Genomic DNA, 22,031 nt, shown 5'->3' with positions numbered 1-22,031 from the left:
CCGCACGCGCTTGCCGAGGAAATCGAGGAGGCTGCGCATCCGCGGTGAGAGTCGATCGCCCACCGCGTCGAGGGCGTTCTTGTCCTCGCAATCCCCTGGCTTCCAGCCTTCGAGCATCGGTTCCGGTCGCCCGGCGGCGCGACCATCGCGGGATGCGGCCGGAACAGGCGCGATCGAGCGGTAACGACGATCCGCTCGGAGGACCCAACGGCGCCGGCCGATGTCCTGGACGCCGGGTTCTTCCGGGTCCACCGCCCCCTCTCGCTGAGTCAGCGCAACATCGCCTTGGAGGAGATTGCCGCATTAATCGCCTCCCGCGCCAGTCCCAACTCCGCGGCCTCCCACGACGCGACGCGGCGCGGGGAGCGTGGGATCGTCCCGACTCTCGCCCAGCGGTGCCGCGTCCCCAGGCCAGCGGCCCCGCCGGCTTGCATCCCGGGCGCTCAGCGTTCATGCGAGGGATGTCTTCTCGAACTCGGGATCGTCAGCGCCGGCCGTGTACCGCCTTACCGATATCGTCCTCTCGAACTGGTACCTGATCCGCCGTGAGCAGATTCGGATCCGGGGCGCGGCTGCGCTGGTGGGACCTACGGGGGCCGGCAAGTCGACCATCTTCGATGCGGTCGGCACGGTGCTGGCGGGCAACAATGCCAGCCGCCTCGCCCTCAACGCTTCGGCCTCGGGACGCAGCGCCCGGACCGTGCGGGATTACTGCCTCGGCTGGATCAGCGATCCGGCCGAGGGCGGACGCCCTACCCGTGAAGCCTGCGAGACACTGATCGTCCTGGTCTTCGAGAACGAGACCACGGGGCGCGTCGTCTCCGCCGGGCTCGCCCTGGTGGCCCGGGCGGAAGACAGCCGCGAGACGACCCTGTCCCGCTTCGTCCATGTCGGCCACCGCTTCGAGGTCGCCGACTACGTCCGTGAAGCGCCGGGCGGAAGCTTCGTCGCGCCCTGGGCCGAGATTGCCAAGGACCTGCGCACCCGCGGGACCACCTTCGACGAGTACCGAGCGTCCGGCGAGCGCTTCACCGCCGAACTCCTCGGAAACCTTCGCGAGGGCGCGGCGGTGCCGGAGCCGCGCCACTTCCTGCGCACCTTCTCCAACGCCGTGGCGTTCAAGCCGATCTTCGATTCGTCCGCCTTCGTCCGGTCCTTCGTGCTCGAACCCGAGCCCCTGGACGTCGCCCGCATCCGGCAATCGGTGGAGACCTGGCGGCGCCTCCTCGAGACCATCGAGGAGTTGGAACGGCGCCTCGCCCACCTCGCCCGGATCGTCGGGCGCTATGAGACTTGGGCCGAGGCGAGCCTCGCCTCGGTTCTCGGGGACCTGCGCGCCGCTGATGCGGACCTGCGTCGGCGCATCATCGACACCGTGACCGCCCGCCAGACCCTCAAGGATGTCGCCGAGCGCCTGCGCATCGCGCGCGAGAGCGTCGCCACCAGCCAGGGCTTCGTGCGCGAAATCGACGGCGAGATCGCGGGTAAGAAGGCGCTGCTCGCCGGCACCGCCGCCGAGGGGCGCCTCGCCGCCTCGAACGCCGGCCTCGCCATGCTGGCCCGCGACCGACGGGACCTGGCCGCCCGGGTCGCCGAACTGGTCGGAATTGTCCTCGATACCGGCAAGCTCGCGGTGATCCTCGGCGAGATCCGCAAGGTTTCGCCGGAGGCCGCCCGCCTGGTGGAGGCCTGCGCCCGATCGGGTCTGCGACGCGAGGCCAATCCGGAAGAAACCCTGCGGTCGGACGGACCGCTCGCCGCGTTGCTCGCCGGACTAGCTGGAATGCCCCCGATCGCAACGCCCCTCGAGCGGGCGGCGGAGGACGCGGCGCTGCGCGCCCGCGCCCTCGAGAACGAGGCGCAGTCCCGCGCGCCGGCACCGAGCGCGGGGCGGGGGGCGGCGCCGCGTCTGTCCTCGGACGTGGCGGCGTTCCGCGAAGAGCTGTCCCGCCTCGGCATCGTGGCGACACCGATCTGCGAGCTGGCCGAGATCATCGATCCAAAATGGGGGCAGGCCCTCGAGGGCCTCCTCGGCGGCGCCCGCGAGGCGCTTGTCGTGCAACCGGACCGCCTCAACGAAGCGTTCGCGCATCTCGAAGCGCGCAAGAGCCAGTTCTACCGCTGTCTCCTGGTAAAGACGACCGATACGGCCCGGCGGCGCGGCGGGCGCGACGACGAGGGTCCGCTCGCCCTGATCGAGACGGCCGATCCCCACGCGCAGGCCTTCCTCGGGGCGCGCCTCGGCGGCTACGATCTCGCCCCGAACGACGCGGCCCTCGCGCATATGAGCCGGGCCGTGGCCCCGAGCGGGCGCTCGACCTCGGGCATGGCTTATTCGGTGGTGCGCCCGGTCCAGCTCATGATGACCCGGGGCCACCGGGGTCCGACCGCAGAGAGCCGCCAGGATTGGGGGCAAGCGGTCTCCGAGGCGCGCCGAGCCCGGGCAGAGGCCGATGTCCTGCGGGAAGCGGCCCGGATCGGGGCCGCCCTCGCGCGCCGCCTGTCCGAAACGAACCTGGATCTCGCTGAATTGCGCGCCGAGGCGGACGCGATCGAGGGCCGACGCCGCAGCCTGACCACGGAGCGGGAGAGCGTCGAGCGGGCCGAGACCGGCGTCCTGGAGGCCGAGCTCGCGGAGCTCGCCAAGGAGCGTTCGGCCTATCTCACCGAGCTCGTCCAGGTGCTGGAGCCGAAGCGAGACCTGCTGCTGGGCGAGGAGGCCGGCCTGAATGCCAAGGTTGCGGCGAGCCGCGAGGCCGCCCGTGCTGCGCTCCAGGCGCGCCGGACCGCGTATCAGCGCTGGGCAGGCGGCGACAGCATGCGCATCCGGCTCGTGCGTCCGGACGCCTTCGACCCGAAGGCGCTCGCGACGCTGCGTGCCGAGCGTGCGGATCTCGACGCCAAGGCGCTGGCGAGCCATGCCAATACCGGGCGTGCGCGAGCCCGTGAAGCGGCGGAGACGGCGCGAACGCAGGGCAGGGCGGCCGAGCGCGACCTCGCCGAGTACTGCGTGCAGTGGCGGGTGGAAAATCCGCTGGGGGCGGGCGACGTGCCGGCCTCCTTCGGCTACGGCTGGGCGAAGCGGGCCCATGACGAGGTGGCGAGCCACGAACTGCGGCGCTACCGGGACCAGGCGCGGCGGGCGGAGAGCGAGATGCGCCGCCTGATGATCGAAGACCTGTTGACCCGGCTCGCGGACAAGTTCGAGCGCGTACGCGCCCGGCTTGAGGCCCTCAACGAGCGCCTGTCGAGCCAGACCTTCACGGGGCAGACCTATGCCTTCGAGGCCGAGGTGGATCGGCGCTACGCCGCCGTCCATGCCCTGGCGACAGAGGTCGCCCGCTCGCCGGATGCGGCCCAGGCGATCCTGCCGGACGAGGGCGGCGCGATTCCCGATGGTCCGCTCGCGGCGGCGATCGACGAGATCACCGCCCTGATCGCCGGTGAGGAGAGCGCCGCGCGCCTCGCGGACTACCGGAACTACTTCGTCTACGAGATCGGTATGCGGGATCGGGCGGGAAACCGCACCACGATGTCGAACCGCGCGCTGCGAGGTTCGGGCGGCGAAGCGCAGGCGCCCTTCTACGTCGCCATCGCGGCGTCGCTCGCCTCGGCGTATTATCCGGGCGACCGACCCGGCGACGAGAACCCCGGCCTCGGCCTCTGCCTTCTCGACGAGGCGTTCTCCAAGCTCGACGTGCGCAACAGTCAGGCCCTGGTCGATCTCTATCAGGCGTGGGGGCTGCAACTGCTGATCGCGGCCCCGGAAGACAAGCGGACGACCTTGACCGAGGTGATGGACACCATCGTTACCGTCTACAAGAGCCCGGATCTCTCCTCCGTGCGAATCGAGGCCGAACACCCCCTGGAAGCTGCCAAGCGCGCCCTGGCGGCGATCAATCCCGAGCGCCAGGGCATCGAAGGCTTCCGGATCACCGACGCCGCCGAGTAGGGCGCGAGGCCGCCCTACCAGACCGGCTCGGGACCGTACCAGGTGAAGTGCTTCTTGACCGGTTCGATCACGTCCCAGGTGCCGGAGAAGCCCGCCGGCGTGACGAAGGCATCGCCGGCCCGGTAGGTCTTCGCGACGCCCTCCGCGTCCGTCACCGTCACCACGCCCGCGATCAGTTGGATGAACTCCGCCCGGCCGAAGTCGATGCGGAACTTGCCGGGCTGGCAGGTCCAGATGCCGGCGGCGAACAGGCCGTCGGGGCTTCTGTAGACGTAGGTCGCCGTCTGCTCCGGCTTGCCCGACAGGATGTGTGAGCGCTCAGGCCAATACGCGGATTCCCGCGGCTGAAGCGCCGGGAAGTCGTAGGTCCGCTCGACCGGTCCCTCCAGCACCGGGGGAGGTGCGGCGGGCCGCCGCCACGACGGCAGCGTGCCGACGAGGGCCATCACAGGACCCGCGAAGGTGTGAAGCAGGCGTGCAATTTCCATTCGAGATCCTCCGAACCTCTCCGACCGAAAGTCATGGGTCCGCATGCGAACCGCAATGCAATCATCGACTTTCGGCGATTGATTTGAACAGAAGACTGAATAGATCCTTAAGTACAGGATGCATAAACCAACATGTCGTTTTTCGTCGATACTGGCGGATGATTTGCCGGTGAGCGCCATGGCGCGGAGCGATGGCGGTCGCTGAATTTCCGGCCCACGGAACAGCCACGGTTGTGAATCTATCCTAAGTTGCATATCCGATGGCTGATCCATCACGTCAGTGCGACACCTTCACGTGTAATAGATTTTGGACAGATCTCTACGTCTAACAAATGATTGTTTCGTATCGCACACACAGTTGACGCATGGAATCTTGCGGATCGAAATCGGCAACTGCACTTGCATCGATACTGCACTTGCATCGATAATGGATAAGGGGCTTACTTGTGTTCCGGGTCTGATGGGATCTGGCTCCGTCTCGAAAACAGGGTCGAGTGATGGAAGAAGCCGGAACATCACGGGGGCCGGTCGCCGAAAGCGACACGATTCTCCCCCTCGACTTGTACGAAATCCTCCGGGAGGCCGATTCTCGCGTTGCCGGCCCGCTGACGACGGCGGCGGCGACCGAGGCGCTTCGGAGGCGCCAACGCGTCGATCCGCCCGTCATCGAGCCACGGCGCCAGGATGGCGACCGCTCAAGGCCCTTTCGGTGTTTCCGCAGGCACAGTGTGACCTTCGTTCTGCCAACGACCTGCCATCGCGAGGATCCGATCACGCGGGGCTTCGGCGGCGCGGCTTGGCTCGCGAAGCCCACGATCCCCTGGGACGTCGTGAGGGCCCACGACGAATTTGCGATCGGGAGTGTGTGACATGGGACAGGCCCTCAGCAGTCAAACGTCCGGCGATCGCGTCCTCGTCCCCATGATGGAGTCGCCCGCGTCTGCGCTGATACAGAAGCTCGAAGCGTTCCAGGACTTGTCGACGGAGGATCGGAATGCGCTGTCACGTCTGGCGACAACCGCGCGGGACTACCCCGCTCATACCGACATCCTTCGCGAGGGAGAGCCCGCCGACGGCGTTCTGATCGTGGTGAAGGGGTTCGCCTGTCGCAACCAGTTCCGTCAGAACGGTGCACGGCAGATCACCGCCTTCCTGGTGCCCGGTGACCATTGCAACCTGGAGGCCGGCCTCATCAATCGGATGGATCACGCCGTGAGCACGCTCTCACCCTGCCGTGTGGCGCGCGTGAACGCGGATGCCCTGCAGGCGATCCTGCGGCAACACCCGGCCATCCGGCAGGCCCTCCGGATGAGCATCCTCGTCAACGAGGCCACGCTCCGCGAGTGGATCGTCAACATCGGATGCCGGACGGCCGTCGAGCGCATCGCGCATCTATTCTGCGAACTGCACCTGCGCCTCAACGCGGTGGGACTGACTCGGGGGATGACCTACGAACTACCGTTCACGCAGAGCGACATCGCTGTCACCGTCGGGTTGTCGAACGTGCACGTCAACCGTTCCCTGCAGGCCCTTCGCCGCCAGCGGCTCATCGCCTTGTCCGGCAAGCGGCTGACCATCCTAGACTGGGCCACCCTCAGCGAATTGGCCGAATTCAACCCGAGCTACCTGCAACTCGGTCGCCGCAGTCTGGATGGATGACTCGAACCGAGGCGTCGGTCTGCCTCGGTTCGAGGCTCGGGTGCCGAGCCGCCGGTTCTTAGAGCACCGGGTGATAGGCCCGGCTCAGGCTTTGACGGACGATTGGGGATCGATCGTACCGGTTTCGCTTTCCGGACGATCGTCGGAGGCCTCGTCGAACGCCTGCATCCAGGCGGCTCGGTCCTCGCTTCCCTCGGCATAGGGGCAACTTTCGCGCTGCCTGCCGTAGAGGCGGGCATTGCGGCCCTTGATGAAGGGGCTGTCGCTGGCGGTCGCACCGTCGCTCATTTTTCGTATCCTGATGGTTGGGCCGCACGCCGGGGGGAGGACGTCCCATGGCGTTCGTCGGTCGCACGGCTCTGTTGCGAGTCAACCCGGAGCCGGTCGCTCCGGTTCATCCGCGTCCGATCACGAGAGCGCTCTCACCCGTGGCGCCGATGATTCGCGGCATGCGCCACCGCGCGTCGGAGGTTCCGGAATAGATCCTCGACCGCGTAGGGGTTGCGAAGCAGTTCGAAGCCGTGTCCATCGCGGGTTCTGCCGCGTCACGCCTCCCTATCCCACGCCCGTCGGCGCGTCGCTCACGCGCTGTCGAGCATGACGGCGAAGGCGTCGGAACCATTGCGCGGACCATGGATTGCGATAGGCGCTGACGTTAGACCTGTGCCTGCAGTGTGTCGGCCCTGGCCGATGGATGACCCTGCACCGCCTTTTCGTTGTTCACTGGCCAGCGGCATCGCTGTCCGTTCCGGGAAACGATCGTTCGTGCCGAGTTTTGGACCGATGCAGACGTTCGATACGACCACGACCACCCTGACGACCCTGCGGCGCGGTTCGCAGCTGTACGAAACGGAGCGGCGACTCAACGCGGTCCTGAACAATGCCTCGGTGGCCATCTTCCTGATGGATGACCGCCAGCACTGCGTCTACATGAACCGTGCCGCCGAACTGCTCACCGGTTTCAGCTTGACCGAGGTGCTCGCGCGCGATTGCCCGCTGCACGACATCGTCCATCACACCTACCCGGATGGCCGCCCGTTCCCGCTTGCGGAATGCGCCATCGACCGCGCCTTTCCGGAGAACAACCAGGAGCGCGGCGAGGAGGTGTTTGTTCATAAGGACGGACATTTCTACCCGGTCGGATTCACCGCCAGTCCCATCCGCGACGACGAAACCCGCATCATCGGCACGATCATCGAGGTGCGTGACATCACCGAGGAGAAGGCGGCCGCCGAGCGTCAGCGCCTGCTCACCAACGAGCTCAACCACCGGGTCAAGAATACGCTGGCGACCGTTCAGTCGATCGCTGCGCAGACTTTCAGGGGCAACACCGACGCCGCCGTGCGCCAGACCTTCGATGCGCGGATGGTCGCTCTGTCGAACACGCACAACGTGCTTACGGCCGAGAACTGGGAGAGCGCGGGCCTGCGCAGCGTCGTCGAGGGCGCCCTGGCACCGCATGCTCTGGCCGAGGTCGATACGGCGCGCTTCGACCTCGTCGGCCCGGACACCCGCCTGCATCCGAAGGTCGCCGTAACCCTCGCGATGGCGCTGCACGAGCTCATGACGAACGCGGCCAAGTACGGCGCGCTGTCCGTCCCGGAAGGCCGGGTCGGCGTATCCTGGACCCTGGAGCCGGGGGAGTCGGGCGAGCGCCTCGAACTCGTCTGGACCGAGACGGGCGGGCCGCCGGTCGCGGAGCCCACGCGGAAGGGATTTGGCAGCCGGCTCATCGAGCGCCAACTGCCGATGGAATTCGACGGCAGCGCGGACCTGACCTTCGCGCCGACAGGCGTGACCTGCCGTCTTCGGATCCCGCTGACCGCCCTCGGGTGGCATGGGCAGGAACGGGTGACCGGACGGACCGCCCGATGAGCGGCCTTCAGGGACGGCGCGTTCTACTGGTGGAAGACGAGAGCCTTGTTGCCATGCTCGGCGAGGACATGCTCCTCGATCTGGGGTGTGAGGTCGAGGTCGCCATGCGCCTCGACAAGGCGATCGACTTGGCCCGCGGGGCGGACCTCGACATGGCGATCCTGGACGTGAATCTCGGGGAAACCTGCAGCTATCCCGTGGCCGACGCCCTGTTCAAGCGCGGCATCCCCTTTATCTTCGCGACGGGCTACGGTCTCTCCGGCATCGAGCCCGCCTACCAGGCCATCCCGGTGATGCAGAAGCCCTATCAGGTGGCTCAGATGGAGCGGCTGCTCCGGCACCTGCTCACCTGCGAAACCCCGTCCTCCGCAGGGACCGTGCAGCCGCTGCCGTGCGGGTGCTCGTTCTGGGCGAAGATCGTCGGCCCGCTCCAGATCCGGGCGGACTGAGCACCGTCGCTGCGGCCTTCGGTCTCCGGGCCGAGGCGCTTGCTGCCGGACCTTTCCGAACGATGTCGCGTTCGCTCCTCGCGGTGACGGGACAACGAACACGACGCGCATGCAGATTCATCTGGACGCCCTTGGCGGCGTCGCCGGCGACATGTTCGCCGCCGCCCTTCTCGATCTCTTTCCCGACCGGGAAGCCGGCGTGCTGGGGAGCATCCGAGCCGCCTTGCCGGGGGTCTCGTGCGAACTCGTCGGACACAACGACGGCATCCTCGCCGGGCGCCGCTTCGTCGTCGCGCGCAGTGCGGAGCATCGGGACGGCGTCGCTCCCGGTCACACGCATCGCCATCACGCGCACGAGCATGGCCACCGACACGATCCCGCCGGCGGAGCCGGTCACGGGCATCGCCACTGGTCGCAGATTCGCGCGGACCTGCAGGCCTGTCCGCTCGAGTCCACCGTCAGCGCACACGCGATCGGTATCTTCACCCGTCTGGCCGAGGCCGAGGCGCGGGTCCATGGCATCGCCGTCGAGGCGGTGGCGTTCCACGAGGTCGGTGCCTGGGATTCGATCGCCGACATCGTGGCGGCCGCCCACCTGATCGCGGCCCTGGATGCGGAGGCCTGGAGCGTGTCGGCCCTGCCCCTCGGCTCGGGCCGGGTCCAGACCCAGCACGGGCCGCTGCCCGTGCCGGCCCCGGCCACGAGTCTCCTCGTCGAGGGCTTCGAAACCCTGGACGACGGTGTGCCGGGTGAGCGCGTCACCCCGACGGGGGCCGCGATCCTGCGCTACCTGCGGGACATCGCACCGCCGCTTCCTGCGGCGCCGCGGATCCTGAAGGGGTCGGGCATCGGCTTCGGCACGAAGGTCCTGCCGGGCCTGAGCAACTGCCTGCGCGCGGTGGCGTACGAGGCGGCGACGTCGAACGGGAGCGGCGAGCACCGCAACCTCGGCGTGATCGAGTTCGAGGTGGACGATCAATCGGCGGAGGACCTCGGCATGGGCCTCGATCGCCTGCGCAGGCACCCCGACATCTTCGACGTCGTCCAGATGCCGGTCTTCGGCAAGAAGGGACGGATGATGACCCATGTACGGGCGCTCGCCCGTGCCAGCGCGCTGGACGAGGCGATCGCGGCCTGCTTCCGCGAAACCACCACGATCGGCCTGCGACATCGCATCGTCTCCGGCGCAGCCCTGCCGCGGCGGATGCACACGGTCACGGTGGAGGGTCAGACCATGCGGGTGAAGGTGGTCGACCGGCCGGGTGGACGCACCGCCAAGGCGGAGGCCGACGACGCAATCGCGCAGGAGACCCACGCCACCCGTGCCGGCCTGCGCCGCGCCGCCGAGGCCCTGGCGCTCCGGGCGGATGACGAGGCGGGAGGCGCGGCATGAGCCCCGAGGTCTTGCAACGTCTGAACGACGTCATCCTGGCGATCGGACCTCTCGCGGTCGCGGTCAGCGGCGGTGTCGACAGCCTGACCCTCGCCGAGACCGCCCACCGCCTGCTCGGAGCCGACCGGGCGCTGATGGTCCACGCGGCTTCGCCGGCGGTGCCCGTCGAGGCGACGCAGCGGGTCCGGAACGAGGCGGCGCGGGCGGGCTGGTCCCTGCGCGTGGTCGAGGCCGGCGAGTTCGCCGACCCGAACTACCGGGCCAATCCGGTCAATCGCTGCTTCTTCTGCAAGACCAACCTCTACGGCACGATTCGTCAGGTCACCGACCGGATCATGGTGTCGGGCGCCAACCTCGACGATCTCGGCGAGTACCGCCCGGGCCTCGACGCGGCGCGCGAGCACGGCGTCCGCCATCCCTACGTCGAGGCCGGCTTGGACAAGGCCACGGTGCGATCGCTCGCCCGAGCGCTCGGTCTCGGATCGGTGGCGGAGCTTCCGGCGGCGCCCTGCCTGTCGAGCCGCGTCGAGACCGGGATCCGAATCGAGCCCGAGACCCTCGCCTTCATCCACGCCGTCGAGGGCCTGGTGAGTCGCAGCCTCGAGGCGGCGATCGGACCGCGCCGTGCCGTGCGCTGCCGCGTCCGGGCCGCCGGGATCGTGGTGGAGCTCGATCCTGTCAGCCTCGCTGCCCTGGACGGCACTCGCCAGACCGCGCTGGCGGCGCAGATCCGCGCGGGCGCCCCGGCAAACCTGCCGGAGGCTCCGGTGCGGTTCACGGCCTATCGCACTGGCAGCGCCTTCCTGACGGGAGCGGCCCGATGAGCGTCTCCGACGAGTTCGTCCTCGATTTCGCCCGACCCGAGCGGATCGGCCTTGAGGAGGCGATCTACGCGGCCGGCAAGTCCCCGGTGCAGATCGACGCGATCCTGGACGCCGCCGCGGCCCGTGGCGCGCCGCTGCTGCTGACGCGCCTCGACGCCGACAAGCACGCGGCCCTTGCCGGGCATCACCGGGACCGGATCGATTACTGCGCAGTGTCGCGCACGGCGATCTTCGGGCGAGCCCGGCCGCTCACCGGGCCGGCCCGGATCGGCATCGTCGCCGCCGGGACCTCCGACGTTCCGGTCGCTCGGGAGGCCGTGCGGACCTTGGCCTATCAAGGGCATGCCACGACCCTCTTCGCCGATGTCGGGGTCGCCGGGCTCTGGCGCTTGACCACCCGGCTCGACGAAATTCGCGCTCATCCGATTCTCATCGTGGCCGCCGGCATGGACGCGGCCCTGCCGAGCGTCGTCGGCGGCCTGGTCGCCAGCGTCCTGATCGCGGTGCCGACCTCCGTCGGATACGGGGTGGCCGAGGGCGGCCGTACGGCCCTCGACGCCATCCTGGCGAGCTGCGCCCCCGGGATCACCGTCGTCAACATCGACAACGGCTACGGGGCCGCCTGCGCGGCGATGCGCCTGCTCCAGGCCGCCCGCACCCTCTCGGAAGCCAATCGCGTCGAGGGGACGGCGGCCTGACATGCCGCGCGCATCCCGCAACACCCCCCTTCACACCGGAGAGCAGACATGGAACGCCGCAGCTTTCTCCAGGGCGCCGCAGCCGGCGCCGGACTCGCCGCCACCAGCAGCGCCAGCGCGGCCGTGACCGCCCCCGGCCTGCCCAACATCCGGCCGAAGGACCCGGCCGACCTGCCTCTGCTCAGCGATCCCGGCGAGCGCCGGGGCGAGATGCTGTACCGGTCCTTTGGTCGCCACGACGAGAAGATCTCGGCGATCGGGATGGGCGGCTTCCACCTCGGCAAGAACGCGGTCTCCGACGACGAGGCGACCCGCCTCATCCATGCCGGCATCGAACGCGGCATCACGTTCATGGACAATTGCTGGGACTACAACGGCGGCCGTTCGGAACTGCGCATGGGGGTCGCCCTCTCGCAGGGCGGCTACCGCGACAAGATCTTCCTGATGTCCAAGATGGACGGTCGCACGAAGCAGGAAGCGATGCGTCAGATCGACGAATCCCTCAAACGCCTGCGCACCGATCGCATCGACCTCGTGCAGCACCATGAAATCCTGCGCTTCGACGATCCGGACCGGGTCTTCGCCGAGGGCGGCGCCATGGAGGCCTTCGTGGAGGCCAAGAAGGCCGGCAAGCTGCGCTACATCGGGTTCACCGGCCACAAGGACCCGCGCATCCACCTTCAGATGCTCGAAGTCGCCGAGGAGCGCGGATTCCAGTTTGATTCCGTGCAGATGCCGCTCAACGTGATGGACGCGCATTTCCGCTCGTTCGGGCATCTCGTGCTGCCCTACCTGGTCCAGCACGGAATTGCGGCCCTCGGCATGAAAACCTTCGGCGACGGCGTCATCCTGAAGAGCGACGCGCCGATCAAGCCGCTGGAATACCTGCACTTCTCCCTGAACCTGCCGACCACCGTGGTGATTACCGGCATCGAGAGCCAGCGCGACCTCGACCAGGCCTTCGAGGCGGTGAAGACCTTCAAGCCCATGGACAAGGCGACCGTCGCCGAGCTTCTGGAGCGCAGCAAGCCCTACGCGCTCCAGGGGAAGTACGAGCTGTTCAAGACTTCCGCCACCTTCGACGGCACCGCCAAGAATGCGGCCTGGCTCGGCGAGGACGTGGAAAGCGTTAAGAAGCTCGCGCCCACGATGGAATGAGATCGGACGGCACCCGGGCGTTGTGGGACCGTCCCGGTCCGAGACTTCCAACCAGGTTGCCTGCAGCACCACGTCATCCCGGGTCCGCGCTGCGGAGCCCGGGATCCAGACACGCAGGAGGTGCAGACCTTCCACGCGTCGGCGGTTCTGGAATGCACGCCTCCGGCCGCGCCCCTTCGGGTCCGAGCTCGCCTGCGGCGCCCCCGAATGCTGAAGCTGTCAGGCTCGCAATCGTCTGCCGTTCACGGATGGCCGTGCCGTCACGCCCCACGGGGATCCGCGATGGCCTGATGAAAGCCGAAGTACAGAGCGATGCGTCGAGGCCGCTCACTCGCTGGCCGAGCGGCCTCGCTCCAATCAGCCTTCCTTGAAGCCGTAATCCGGGACCCCTTCCTCGTTGCCGTAGTACTTGTACGGCAGGAACTTGCCCGAGAGATTCATCTTGACCCGGTCGCCCTTGTTGTTGGGCTCACGTTCCATGGTCATGTTGAAATCGATCGCCGACATGATGCCGTCGCCGAACTCTTCCTGGATCAGTTCCTTCCAGGTGGTGCCGTAGACCATCACCAGCTCGTAGAAGCGGTAGATCAGCGGGTCCGTGGGCGGCATCTGCGCGATCGAGCCGCGGAACGGCGCCTCGTTCAGCATGCGCTCCTCTGACTGGCTGAGGCCGAACAAGGCAGCGGCCTTGGCGGCCTGGGCCTTGGGCAGCTTCATCTGGCCCATGCAGGCGGCGGTGATGAGGATCGGCGAGATGCCGCCGATCTCATCCTGGATGTACTTCCAGGTCCAGCCCTTCTCGCGCTTGATGTCGAGCAGCTTCTCGGTGAGGTCTTCGCGCTTCATGGCTTGGGTCTCCGTGGCGAGTGGGTGAGAGAAGGTCAGGCGCGCCGGGCGGGAGGCGCGTCCGCCGACAGGGCGGTGGCATCGGCCTCGCTGAGGCTCGGGCGGATCACGGGCGGGTGGCGCTGGTCGTAACCGGCCGGCATCGCGTCCCGGAGCGTCTTCGAGCGGCTGACGAGGAAGTCCATCAGGTGATTGCGCAGCGCGTAGTAGCCGGGCGCATGATGCAACTGCGTGCGGTCGCGGACCTTCGGCAGCGGATTCTCGACGATCTCCGCCACCTTGGCCTGGGGGCCGTTGGTCATCAGCACGATGCGGTCGGCCAGGTAGATCGACTCGTCGACGTCGTGGGTGATCATGAACACGGTCTGTCCGGTCTCGACACAAATCCGCCGGACCTCGTCCTGCAACGTGCCCCGGGTGAGCGCGTCGAGGGCCGAGAAGGGCTCGTCCATGAGCAGGATCTTGGGCTCGATAGCCAAAGCGCGCGCGATGCCGACCCGCTGCTTCATCCCCCCCGACAGTTCCGACGGCCGCTTGTGCTCGGACCCGGCGAGCCCCACCGTCGAGATGGCCTTGCGGGCCCTGGCCTCGACCTCGGCCCGGGGCGCCTGGCGCCAGCGCGACGCGACCGCGTAGGCGACATTGCCCAGCACCGTGCGCCAGGGCAGGAGCGCGTGGCCCTGGAAGATCACCGCCCGATCGAGGCTGGTCCCCTCTATGGCCTGCCCGTCGGCGATAACGACGCCCTCGCTCGGCGCCTCCAGCCCGGCCAGGATGTTCAGCACCGTGGTCTTGCCGCAGCCGGAATGGCCGATCATGCAGACGAACTCGCCCCGGCGCATGGGCAGCCACAGGTTCTCGAACACGGTGGTGCTCTTGCCCCCCGGCGCCGGATAGCGCCGGGCGATGCCCTCGATCGAGATGAATTTTTCCGAGGACGGCATGGTCTGGGACGACATGCGGGCGTCTCCGGTCTTGTCCGAGGATTTGGAGCGGAACGGGAGGAGGGCGGTCATGGCGCTCACTCCGGGAAGGTGACGAGGCGTTGTGCCTGCGCCAGCAACTGGTCGAGGATCATGCCGACGAGGCCGATCACCAAGATCGAGGTGATCACGTTGGTGATCGAGAGGTTGTTCCACTCGTTCCAGACGAAGTAGCCGATGCCGGTGCCGCCCACGAGCATCTCGGCCGCCACGATGACGAGCCAGGCAATGCCGATGGAGATGCGCATGCCGGTGAGGATGGTGGGGGCGGCTGCCGGGAGGATCACCGTGACCGCCCGGCGGAAAGGTCCGACCTCCAGGGTGCGGGCGACGTTCAGCCATTCCCGGCGGGTCCCGGCGACGCCGAAGGCGGTGTTGATCAGCATGGGCCAGAGCGAGCAGATGAAGATCACGAAGATCGCCGAGAGCCCGGAATCCTTGATCGTATAGAGGGCGAGCGGCATCCAGGCCAAAGGCGAGACCGGCTTCAGGAGCTGGATGAAGGGATCGAGGGCCCGGCCCATCAGGGGCGACATGCCGATGAGGAAGCCGATCGGGATCGCCACGATCACGGCGAGCCCGTAGCCCAGCGCCACACGGCCGATCGAGTAGGCGAGCTGGATGCCCAGCCCCTTGTCATTCGGCCCCCGGTCGTAGAACGGGTCCTTGAGGTGCTTCCACATCGTCGCCCCGACATCGAGGGGCCCCGGCATCGCCGACTTGCCGGTGGTGGCGCTGGCGCCCATCAGGGCGGCGTATTCCGGGTCCATCGCCTCGGTCTTGCCAGTGCCGCTGACCGCGATCTGCCAGGTGAGCAGGAACGCCAGCAGCAGGCCCAGCGAGACGAGGCCGGCGCGGAGGGACAGGCTGGTGGCCATGGCTCAACCCGCCCGCTTGATTTTGAAGGATGCGAGATATTCCTTCGGCTTGGCCGGATCGAAGGTCTTGCCCATGACCGCGAAGGTCTTGCTGGTGGTCTCGGGCGGGGTAAGCCCGTTCTGCTTCATCAGCCGGGCGGCATCGGTGGCGAGATAGACCTTGGCGGCCACCGCCGCGTAGTCGACATCGCCCTTGATCTGACCCCAGCGCTGCATCTGCGTCAGGATCCAGACGGCGAAGGACTGCCACGGGAAGGCATCGAAATCGACGCGGTCGGGCACCTTGCGCACGTTACCGAGGCCGTCCGCGAAGGTGCCGGTGAGAACCTGCTCCACCACCGTGACGGGCTGATTCAGGTAATTCGCCGGGGCGATCTGGGCGGCGATCTCCTTCCGGTTTTCCGGCTTGGAGGCGTAGGTGGTGGCCTCGATGATGGCCCGCAGCAGGGCCGCGTAGGTGTTGGGCGTCTGGGTGATGAAGTCCTGCGAGGCGGCGAAGGCGCAGCAGGGGTGCCGGTCCCAGATCTCCTTCGACAGGATGTGGATGAAGCCGACGCCGTCATAGACCGCGCGCTGGTTCACGGGATCGGGGGCCAGGAACCCGTCGATGTTGTCGGCCCGCAGGTTCGCGACCATGTCGGGCGGCGGCACGGCGCGGATCTGCACGTCCGTGTCGGGATCGATGCCGGCCTCCGCGAGGTAGTAGCGCAGCAGGTAGTTGTGCATCGAATAGTCGAACGGCACCGCGAGCTTGAAGCCCTTCCAGTCCTTCGGGTCGCGCCGGTCCTTGTGCTTCATGGCGAGCGTGATCGCTTGGCCGTTCACGTTCTCTACCGCCGGCATCGTGTAGGGTTGCGGGTTCGAACCGACGCCCAGCGAGATCGCGATCGGCATCGGCGCCAGCATGTGGGCGGCGTCGTATTCGCGGTTCAGGGTCTTGTCGCGGATCACCGCCCAGCCGGCCGTCTTCACCACGTCGACGTTCAGGCCCTGCTTCTCGTAGAAGCCCATGGGTTTCGCCATGATGATCGGCGTGGCGCAGGTGATCGGGATGAAGCCGATCTTCAGGTCGGTCTTTTCGGGCTTGGCGCCCTCGGCAAAGGCCTCGGCGATCAGGCGGGTGGGCAGGAACTGGCTGACGGCCGCCAAGGCTGTCGCGGCTCCGACGCTGCGCAGGAACGCCCGCCGCACCGCATCGTGGGGAAACAGCGCCCGCATCACCGTCCCGTCGACCACCCGCTGCAGGGCCGCGTCGCCCGTCGGCTGGGCCGCATCGTGTTCACCCTGCGAACTGTGAGCGCCGCAGGAGCAGCCGCCTCGGCCAAGGCGCCGGGTGGCATCGAAGGGATTGTCGAACAGGGCCATGGTCGCCTCGCCACTGGAAACTGCACACTTATGAGCAACCCCCATGCCAGGATCGAAAACGACTGTTTGTTAAGTGAAAGCAAGTGCTTGACCTCGCAGGGCCTGAACACGAAATTTCGTGGTTCATGAAAGATCGTGGTTGCGCAACGAGATCTCGTAACAACATAAGGGTAGATGACGATTCCGCCCGCTCCGCTCGATCTCGGCATCGCGTTTCGCGAAAGCCGCGAGGCGATGCTGGTCCTCGACCCGGATCGGGATTGCGTCGTGGAAGCCAACCCGGCGGCCGCCGATCTGCTCGGATATCCCGACACCGTGCTGCGCGGCCTGCCGGCGAGCGTCCTGCATCCGGGCCAGCTCCCGACGCTGATCGTGTTCACGCAGGCGGTCCAGGCCAAGGGCCATTGGTGGACCGACGCCCTGACGCCGCGGCATGGTGCAGACAAGGCCCTGCGCCTCGAATATGCCGGTTCGCTCCTGCTCAGCCACACACCGCTGATGCTGGTGACCCTGGCCGACCTCGACGCGCGCCGTCGGCGCCAGGTGGATGCGCAGGCCGATGTCCATATGCGGGCCGGCCTCTCCGAGTGGCAGCGGATGGAGCGGGTCTTCCGCGATCTCGAACGCGAGAACCAGCTCATCCTGCGGGCGGCCGGGGAGGGCATCTACGGCGTCAACGCGGAGGGGGTGACGACCTTCGTCAACCCAGCCGCCGAGCGCATGCTGGGCTGGACCGCCGCCGACCTCGTCGGGCGGGACATGCACACCACGGTGCATCACACGCATCCGGACGGGGCGCACTATCACCATCACGATTGCCCGATCTACGCGGCGTTTCGCGACGGTGTCGTGCATCAGGTCGACACCGAGGTGTTCTGGCGGCGTGACGGACGCGCGTTCCCCGTGGAATACACATCGACGCCGATCCGCGACCGAGGCCAGCTCCTCGGCGCCGTCATCGTCTTCCGCGACGTCGGCCCCCGGCGCGAGGCCGACGAGCGGCTGCGTCAGGCGCTCGCCGAGGTCGATTCCCTGCGTGAGCGCCTGGAGCTCGAGAACGCCTACCTCAAGGAGGAAATCCGCCTCGAAAGCCATCACCAGGGCATTATCGGCCGCTCACCCGCCATCGAAGCGACCCTTCGCCAGATCGACGTGGTGGCGGGCACCGACGCGACCGTGCTGGTCACCGGAGAATCCGGCACCGGCAAGGAGCTGATCGCGCGAGCGATCCACGAGGCCAGCCGCCGCTCCGATCGCCCCCTGATCCGGGTGAACTGCGCCGCCGTGCCCCGAGAGCTGTTCGAAAGCGAGTTCTTCGGCCACGCGAAGGGCGCCTTCACCGGGGCCGTCCGCGACCGGGTCGGGCGCTTCGAACTCGCCGATGGTGGCACGCTGTTCCTCGACGAGGTGGGTGAAATTCCCCTGGACCTTCAGGGCAAGCTGCTGCGGGTGCTGCAGGAGCGCTCCTTCGAGCGGGTGGGAGAGGAGCGCACCCGCGCGGTCGACGTCCGGCTGATCGCGGCCACCAATCGCGACCTGCGGGAGGAGGTGCGGCGCGGTCGCTTCCGCGAGGACCTGTATTTCCGCCTCAACGTTTTTCCGATCGCCGCGAGTCCCTTGCGCGAGCGGCCCGAGGACATTCCGTTGATCGCCCAGCACTTCCTTAAGGGCGCGGCGCGGCGGCTCAACATCGCCGAGCCGCGGCTCACGGAAGGCGACGCGCGCCGCCTCAGCCGCTATCCGTGGCCGGGAAACGTCCGCGAACTGGAGAACGTGATCGAGCGGGGGGCGATCCTCGCGGTGCGTGGGCGGCTCCATCTCGACTTGCCGGAGGTCGATTTACCGCCGCGCGGCCGTGACGCCGTCGCCACGGCCTTGCCGATCCTGAACCCGTTGACGGAGCTTGAGCGGCGCGCCCGCGACCGCTCCGAGATCGAGGGAGCCCTGACCCTGGCCGGCGGCAAGGTTTTCGGCCCGGGGGGTGCCGCCGAACTGCTCGGCCTGCGGCCGACCACCCTGGCCTCGCGGATGAAGGCGCTGGAGGTCGATGCACGGACCTTCCGTGCGCGACGTTGACGCCGCCCTGCATCGCCCGCTGCTCCGACCCTTGACGGATACGCCGTCCTTCGCCACCGGCCATCGCAGGCGCGATCCGTGCGCCAGTGGATATGTCGAAGTCCGGCACCGGGCCCTAGATGGTCCGGACGCTCGCCTCGCTGGAGTTCATGCCCCGATGCATCCCAATCGACGCGCCGTCATCGCCGGCGCCGCTCTTCTGCCTCTGTCGGCAGGTCCGCTGAAGCGCAGGGCGATGGCCGAGACGGCGCAAATCTCCGGATTACTCCGCCGCCCAATTCCTTCATCCGGCGAAACCCTGCCGGTGATCGGCATCGGTACGTCGCGTCGCTACGAGGTCGAACCGACGCCGGAGAAGATCGCGCCGTTGCGCGAGGCGGTCCAGCGGTTCGTTGCGCTCGGTGGAACGGTCATCGATACCGCGCCGAGCTACGGCACCGCCGAGGACGTGCTTGGACTGATCCTCAGCCAGGATGGCCTGCGCGAGAAGGTGTTCCTGTGCAGCAAGGTCGGGACGCCGGGCCGGGAGGCCGGCGCGGCGGAGATCGCGCGATCCTTCCAGCGCATGAAGACATCGGTGATCGACCTCATCGCGGTCCACAACCTCATCGATCCGGATGCAAATCTCGCGACCCTTCGCGATCTGAAGGCGCAGGGGAAGATCCGGTATCTCGGCGCAACGGTCTGGCGCGACAGTCAGCTTGCGGATCTCGAAGCGCTGATGACGCGCGAGACCCTGGACTTCATCCAGGTGAACTACGCCCTCGACGATCGCAGCGCTGCCGCGCGCATCCTGCCCCTGGCAAAGGAGCGCGGGACCGCCGTGATGGTCAACGTTCCCTTCGGGCGCGATCGCCTGTTCAAGGCCGTGCAAGGGCGCGCGCTGCCACCCTGGGCTGCGGAGTTCGACTGCGCGAGTTGGCCCCAATTCTTCCTGAAATACGTCCTCGCGCACCAAGCGGTGACTTGCCCGATCCCCGGCATGGCCAAGGTGGCCTATGTCGAGGACAACCTCGGCGCCGCACGGGGCCGTCTGCCCGATGCCGCGCAACGCACCCGCATGGAAGCCCTCGTCGATGCACTTTGAGTTCGTGACACGCCGCTCGATCCTCGCGCACGTCTCCGGCGCTGCCGTCGCCTTCGCTCTAGTCGGCTCCGCCTGGGCGCAGACCGAATCGGAGCCGATGCGCATCGGGATCATCGGTGCCGGCAATATCGGCGGCACACTCGGCGGCATGTGGGCTAGGGCCGGCCATCCGGTAATGCTGTCGTCTCGGCACCCAGAAGACCTGAAGGGCCTCGTCGACGGGCTGGGACCCAAGGCCCGCGCCGGGACTCCGGCCGAAGCGATCGCCTTCGGCGACGTCGTGCTGGTGGCGGTTCCCTATAAGGCGTATCCACAGATCGCGCAGGATCACGGTGCCGCCCTGAAGGGCAAGATCGTCATCGATGCCGGTAACGCCACCCAAGCCCGCGACGGCGAGGTCTACGGCGAGGTCCAGGCGAGCGGCATCGCAGCCGTTTCGGCGAAGTACCTGATTGGCGCCCACATCGTTCGTGCCTTCAACGCGGCGAATTACAAGGTGTTCGCTAAGAACGCTCACCGCGAAGGGGGCCGGATGGCGATCCCCCCCGCAGGTGACGACCCCCAGTCCGTCGCGGAAGTGTCGAAGCTCGTCACCGATGCGGGCTTCGATCCGGTGGTCGTCGGACCTCTCAGGACGGCGGACAGCTTCGCCATGGGCTCGCCCGGCTTCGGGCTCGAACTTACCGCTACGGACCTGCGCACGCGCCTGGGTGTCACACCTTGAGTGGTGAAACATCCGCCGGCGCATCACCCAAAGTGCCGGCGGGCCAGCAGGCCGCTGCTTGGCTTGGGCGCCTCGTCGATATGCGGCCAGGCGAGGCACCGGCGCTTGCCTGGTCGTGGGCGTACATCTTCTCGATCCTGGCGGCTTATTACGTGCTACGTCCCATCCGCGACCAGATGGGCTTGGCGGGCGGCATCGAGAATCTGCCCTGGCTCTTCACGGGCACTTTGGTGGGGATGCTGGCTCTTAACCTGCCCTTCGCCTGGCTCGTGAAAACGCTGCCGCGGGCGCGGTTCGTACCGCTCACCTATCGGTTCTTCGCGGCCAACATTCTCGTCTTCGCCGCTACTCTGTACCTAGCGGGTCCAGAAGGGAATATCTGGATCGGCCGTGCGTTCTTCATATGGTTGTCGATCTTCAACCTGTTCGTCGTCTCGGTCTTCTGGGCTACCATTGTCGATGTCTTCTCGACGGAGCAGGGTAAGCGGCTGTTCGGTTTCATCGCAGCCGGGGCGACCCTCGGCGCCATCGCGGGCTCGGCGACGACCGTCATCCTCGCTCGCGACGTGCCGACCTGGGCCCTCCTGACCGCCGCGGCAGTCCTTCTCGAGGCGGCGGTCTTCAGCATGCGCGGACTCGCCCGTTTGTCGGACCGCCTGCGTCAGGCACCGACCGCCGGTGATGCACCGGCCGCCGAGGCCATCGGTGGCAGCGCCTTCGCGGGTATCACGCGGACGCTCCGGTCACCCTACCTTCTGAATATCGGTCTGTTCCTATTGCTGTTCTCGATCACATCGACGTTCCTGTATTTCGAACAAGCCGGCATCGCGAAGCGCAGCTTTCCCGATCGAGGAGCGCAGACGGCCTTCTTCGCAAGCGTGGATCTGCTGGTGAATGCGCTCACTCTTGGCGTGCAGTTCTTCCTGACCGGACGGATCGTGCGCCGGATCGGTTTGGGGCCGGCACTGGCCGTCCTGCCAGCGGCCAGCATCCTGGGTTTCGCGGCCCTGGCCGTTTCGCCGACGATCACCGCCATTGTGCTCTTCCAAGTTCTGCGACGCGCCGGAAACTTCGCCATCGCACGGCCTATCCGTGAGGTGCTGTTCACGGTTGTACCGCGAGAGGATCGCTATAAGGCGAAGAACTTCATCGACACGGTGGTGTATCGCGTCGGTGATCAGGTCGGGGCCTGGTCATTCGCCGGGATCGCCGCTCTGGGGCTCGGTTCGACCGCTGTCGCCGTGACGGCGGTCCCGCTGTCCGTGGCATGGCTTCTGAACAGTGTCTGGCTCGGGCGTCGGCAAGGGGAGCGTCAGGCGCGACAGGACAGCATCGTGCAGGATCAGACCCCAACTGGCCGGTAGCAGGCCCCGATGCCAAGGAGTTCTGCGCGTGGCGGCGTCACGTGCCAAACCGGAAATCGCTGCGATTCCACATTGGATCGGGCAGTAGGGCCAACGCTCGCCCTATCCATCGCGGCCCGATGGTTGTGCCGGCGGACGTGCCCGAGCACACAAGCAATAATCGCGAGTACGCTTCCGCATGCAGCGTCTCTGTTGTGGACATCTCTTATCTG

General features: G+C 67.5%; 18 protein-coding genes. 12 read left to right on the top strand and 6 right to left on the bottom strand.

Annotation, left to right across the window (positions count from 1 at the left end; all coding sequences use genetic code 11):
- Positions 1-496 precede the first annotated feature (496 nt).
- Entirely contained in the window at positions 497-3,952 is a 3,456-nt protein-coding gene (locus tag ASF20_RS08835; RefSeq protein WP_056273064.1) for an SbcC/MukB-like Walker B domain-containing protein, read from the top strand.
- A 14-nt stretch (positions 3,953-3,966) separates the two neighbouring features.
- Here the strand turns inward: ASF20_RS08835 and ASF20_RS08830 are convergent, their stop codons facing one another.
- A complete protein-coding gene (locus tag ASF20_RS08830) occupies positions 3,967-4,440 on the bottom strand; it encodes a cupin domain-containing protein (RefSeq protein ID WP_056219264.1) in 474 nt (157 codons plus the stop codon).
- An 870-nt stretch (positions 4,441-5,310) separates the two neighbouring features.
- On the opposite strand from ASF20_RS08830, the gene ASF20_RS08820 reads away from it, so the two are divergent.
- Positions 5,311-6,099: a Crp/Fnr family transcriptional regulator gene (locus tag ASF20_RS08820; RefSeq protein ID WP_244472743.1), complete on the top strand. Its 789-nt coding sequence runs from the start codon at positions 5,311-5,313 to the stop codon at positions 6,097-6,099.
- 84 nt (positions 6,100-6,183) lie between these two features.
- Here ASF20_RS08820 and ASF20_RS08815 read toward each other — a convergent pair whose 3' ends face one another.
- Positions 6,184-6,387, bottom strand: a complete 204-nt coding sequence (locus ASF20_RS08815) for a ribosome modulation factor (protein ID WP_056219272.1) — start codon at positions 6,385-6,387, stop codon at positions 6,184-6,186.
- A gap of 495 nt (positions 6,388-6,882) precedes the next feature.
- Here ASF20_RS08815 and ASF20_RS08810 point away from each other — a divergent pair, with 495 nt between their 5' ends.
- The 6 genes from ASF20_RS08810 to ASF20_RS08785 all read left to right on the top strand — a co-directional run bounded on the left by ASF20_RS08810 (position 6,883) and on the right by ASF20_RS08785 (position 12,496).
- Positions 6,883-7,974: an HWE histidine kinase domain-containing protein gene (locus ASF20_RS08810; protein WP_056273057.1), complete on the top strand. Its 1,092-nt coding sequence runs from the start codon at positions 6,883-6,885 to the stop codon at positions 7,972-7,974.
- The gene (locus ASF20_RS08805) at positions 7,971-8,423 is read left to right on the top strand and encodes a response regulator (RefSeq protein WP_056273055.1); all 453 of its coding nucleotides are present in this window, start codon (positions 7,971-7,973) and stop codon (positions 8,421-8,423) included. The genes ASF20_RS08810 and ASF20_RS08805 overlap by 4 nt, the downstream gene beginning before the upstream one ends.
- 109 nt (positions 8,424-8,532) lie before the next feature.
- On the top strand, positions 8,533-9,816 hold the full coding sequence (locus tag ASF20_RS08800) for a LarC family nickel insertion protein (RefSeq protein WP_056273051.1): 1,284 nt from the start codon (positions 8,533-8,535) through the stop codon (positions 9,814-9,816).
- A complete protein-coding gene (locus tag ASF20_RS08795) occupies positions 9,813-10,640 on the top strand; it encodes a hypothetical protein (protein ID WP_056273048.1) in 828 nt (275 codons plus the stop codon). Before ASF20_RS08800 ends, ASF20_RS08795 begins: the two co-directional genes overlap by 4 nt.
- Complete coding sequence (gene larB / locus ASF20_RS08790; protein ID WP_056273045.1) at positions 10,637-11,338, top strand: nickel pincer cofactor biosynthesis protein LarB; 702 nt, start codon at positions 10,637-10,639, stop codon at positions 11,336-11,338. The genes ASF20_RS08795 and larB overlap by 4 nt, the downstream gene beginning before the upstream one ends.
- A 48-nt stretch (positions 11,339-11,386) precedes the next feature.
- Positions 11,387-12,496 carry an aldo/keto reductase gene (locus ASF20_RS08785; RefSeq protein WP_056273041.1) on the top strand — a complete coding sequence of 370 codons (1,110 nt, stop codon included), beginning with the start codon at positions 11,387-11,389 and terminating at the stop codon, positions 12,494-12,496.
- A gap of 357 nt (positions 12,497-12,853) precedes the next feature.
- Here the strand turns inward: ASF20_RS08785 and cynS are convergent, their stop codons facing one another.
- From cynS to ASF20_RS08765, 4 genes are read right to left on the bottom strand one after another with little or no spacing between them, the layout of a single operon-like run.
- Positions 12,854-13,342: a cyanase gene (gene cynS / locus ASF20_RS08780; protein ID WP_056219292.1), complete on the bottom strand. Its 489-nt coding sequence runs from the start codon at positions 13,340-13,342 to the stop codon at positions 12,854-12,856.
- A gap of 35 nt (positions 13,343-13,377) precedes the next feature.
- Positions 13,378-14,358 (bottom strand): ABC transporter ATP-binding protein, encoded by a 981-nt coding sequence (locus ASF20_RS08775; RefSeq protein ID WP_056273038.1) that lies wholly within the window; start codon positions 14,356-14,358, stop codon positions 13,378-13,380.
- Between the two features lie 5 nt (positions 14,359-14,363).
- Complete coding sequence (ntrB, locus tag ASF20_RS08770; protein ID WP_056219300.1) at positions 14,364-15,203, bottom strand: nitrate ABC transporter permease; 840 nt, start codon at positions 15,201-15,203, stop codon at positions 14,364-14,366.
- A gap of 3 nt (positions 15,204-15,206) precedes the next feature.
- The gene (locus ASF20_RS08765) at positions 15,207-16,568 is read right to left on the bottom strand and encodes a CmpA/NrtA family ABC transporter substrate-binding protein (RefSeq protein WP_056273035.1); all 1,362 of its coding nucleotides are present in this window, start codon (positions 16,566-16,568) and stop codon (positions 15,207-15,209) included.
- 174 nt (positions 16,569-16,742) lie between these two features.
- Here ASF20_RS08765 and ASF20_RS08760 point away from each other — a divergent pair, with 174 nt between their 5' ends.
- The 4 genes from ASF20_RS08760 to ASF20_RS08745 all read left to right on the top strand — a co-directional run bounded on the left by ASF20_RS08760 (position 16,743) and on the right by ASF20_RS08745 (position 21,819).
- Complete coding sequence (locus ASF20_RS08760) at positions 16,743-18,644, top strand: sigma 54-interacting transcriptional regulator (protein ID WP_056273032.1); 1,902 nt, start codon at positions 16,743-16,745, stop codon at positions 18,642-18,644.
- 157 nt (positions 18,645-18,801) lie between these two features.
- The gene (locus ASF20_RS08755; protein WP_056273029.1) at positions 18,802-19,731 is read left to right on the top strand and encodes an aldo/keto reductase; all 930 of its coding nucleotides are present in this window, start codon (positions 18,802-18,804) and stop codon (positions 19,729-19,731) included.
- On the top strand, positions 19,721-20,455 hold the full coding sequence (locus tag ASF20_RS08750; protein ID WP_056273026.1) for an NAD(P)-binding domain-containing protein: 735 nt from the start codon (positions 19,721-19,723) through the stop codon (positions 20,453-20,455). The genes ASF20_RS08755 and ASF20_RS08750 overlap by 11 nt, the downstream gene beginning before the upstream one ends.
- Before the next feature lie 80 nt (positions 20,456-20,535).
- Positions 20,536-21,819 carry an MFS transporter gene (locus tag ASF20_RS08745; RefSeq protein WP_244476382.1) on the top strand — a complete coding sequence of 428 codons (1,284 nt, stop codon included), beginning with the start codon at positions 20,536-20,538 and terminating at the stop codon, positions 21,817-21,819.
- The last annotated feature ends 212 nt before the right edge of the window (positions 21,820-22,031 follow it).

This window comes from Methylobacterium sp. Leaf88 (assembly GCF_001422795.1).
Lineage (GTDB): Bacteria > Pseudomonadota > Alphaproteobacteria > Rhizobiales > Beijerinckiaceae > Methylobacterium.
The sequence above is the reverse complement of the archived record's forward strand: the minus strand, read 5'-3'. Positions and strand labels throughout refer to the sequence as shown.

Excerpts from the sequence above, each read along its gene's own strand:
- larB (WP_056273045.1), top strand. The coding sequence starts at position 10,637 with ATGAGCGTCTCCGACGAGTTCGTCCTCGATTTCGCCCGACCCGAGCGG.
- ASF20_RS08760 (WP_056273032.1), top strand. The coding sequence starts at position 16,743 with ATGACGATTCCGCCCGCTCCGCTCGATCTCGGCATCGCGTTTCGCGAA.
- ASF20_RS08830 (WP_056219264.1), bottom strand. The coding sequence starts at position 4,440 with ATGGAAATTGCACGCCTGCTTCACACCTTCGCGGGTCCTGTGATGGCC.
- ASF20_RS08810 (WP_056273057.1), top strand. The coding sequence starts at position 6,883 with ATGCAGACGTTCGATACGACCACGACCACCCTGACGACCCTGCGGCGC.
- ASF20_RS08750 (WP_056273026.1), top strand. The coding sequence starts at position 19,721 with ATGCACTTTGAGTTCGTGACACGCCGCTCGATCCTCGCGCACGTCTCC.
- ASF20_RS08785 (WP_056273041.1), top strand. The coding sequence starts at position 11,387 with ATGGAACGCCGCAGCTTTCTCCAGGGCGCCGCAGCCGGCGCCGGACTC.
- ASF20_RS08795 (WP_056273048.1), top strand. The coding sequence starts at position 9,813 with ATGAGCCCCGAGGTCTTGCAACGTCTGAACGACGTCATCCTGGCGATC.
- ASF20_RS08745 (WP_244476382.1), top strand. The coding sequence starts at position 20,536 with ATGCGGCCAGGCGAGGCACCGGCGCTTGCCTGGTCGTGGGCGTACATC.
- ASF20_RS08820 (WP_244472743.1), top strand. The coding sequence starts at position 5,311 with ATGGGACAGGCCCTCAGCAGTCAAACGTCCGGCGATCGCGTCCTCGTC.
- ASF20_RS08775 (WP_056273038.1), bottom strand. The coding sequence starts at position 14,358 with ATGACCGCCCTCCTCCCGTTCCGCTCCAAATCCTCGGACAAGACCGGA.
- cynS (WP_056219292.1), bottom strand. The coding sequence starts at position 13,342 with ATGAAGCGCGAAGACCTCACCGAGAAGCTGCTCGACATCAAGCGCGAG.
- ASF20_RS08800 (WP_056273051.1), top strand. The coding sequence starts at position 8,533 with ATGCAGATTCATCTGGACGCCCTTGGCGGCGTCGCCGGCGACATGTTC.
- ASF20_RS08755 (WP_056273029.1), top strand. The coding sequence starts at position 18,802 with ATGCATCCCAATCGACGCGCCGTCATCGCCGGCGCCGCTCTTCTGCCT.
- ASF20_RS08815 (WP_056219272.1), bottom strand. The coding sequence starts at position 6,387 with ATGAGCGACGGTGCGACCGCCAGCGACAGCCCCTTCATCAAGGGCCGC.
- ASF20_RS08765 (WP_056273035.1), bottom strand. The coding sequence starts at position 16,568 with ATGGCCCTGTTCGACAATCCCTTCGATGCCACCCGGCGCCTTGGCCGA.
- ASF20_RS08805 (WP_056273055.1), top strand. The coding sequence starts at position 7,971 with ATGAGCGGCCTTCAGGGACGGCGCGTTCTACTGGTGGAAGACGAGAGC.
- ntrB (WP_056219300.1), bottom strand. The coding sequence starts at position 15,203 with ATGGCCACCAGCCTGTCCCTCCGCGCCGGCCTCGTCTCGCTGGGCCTG.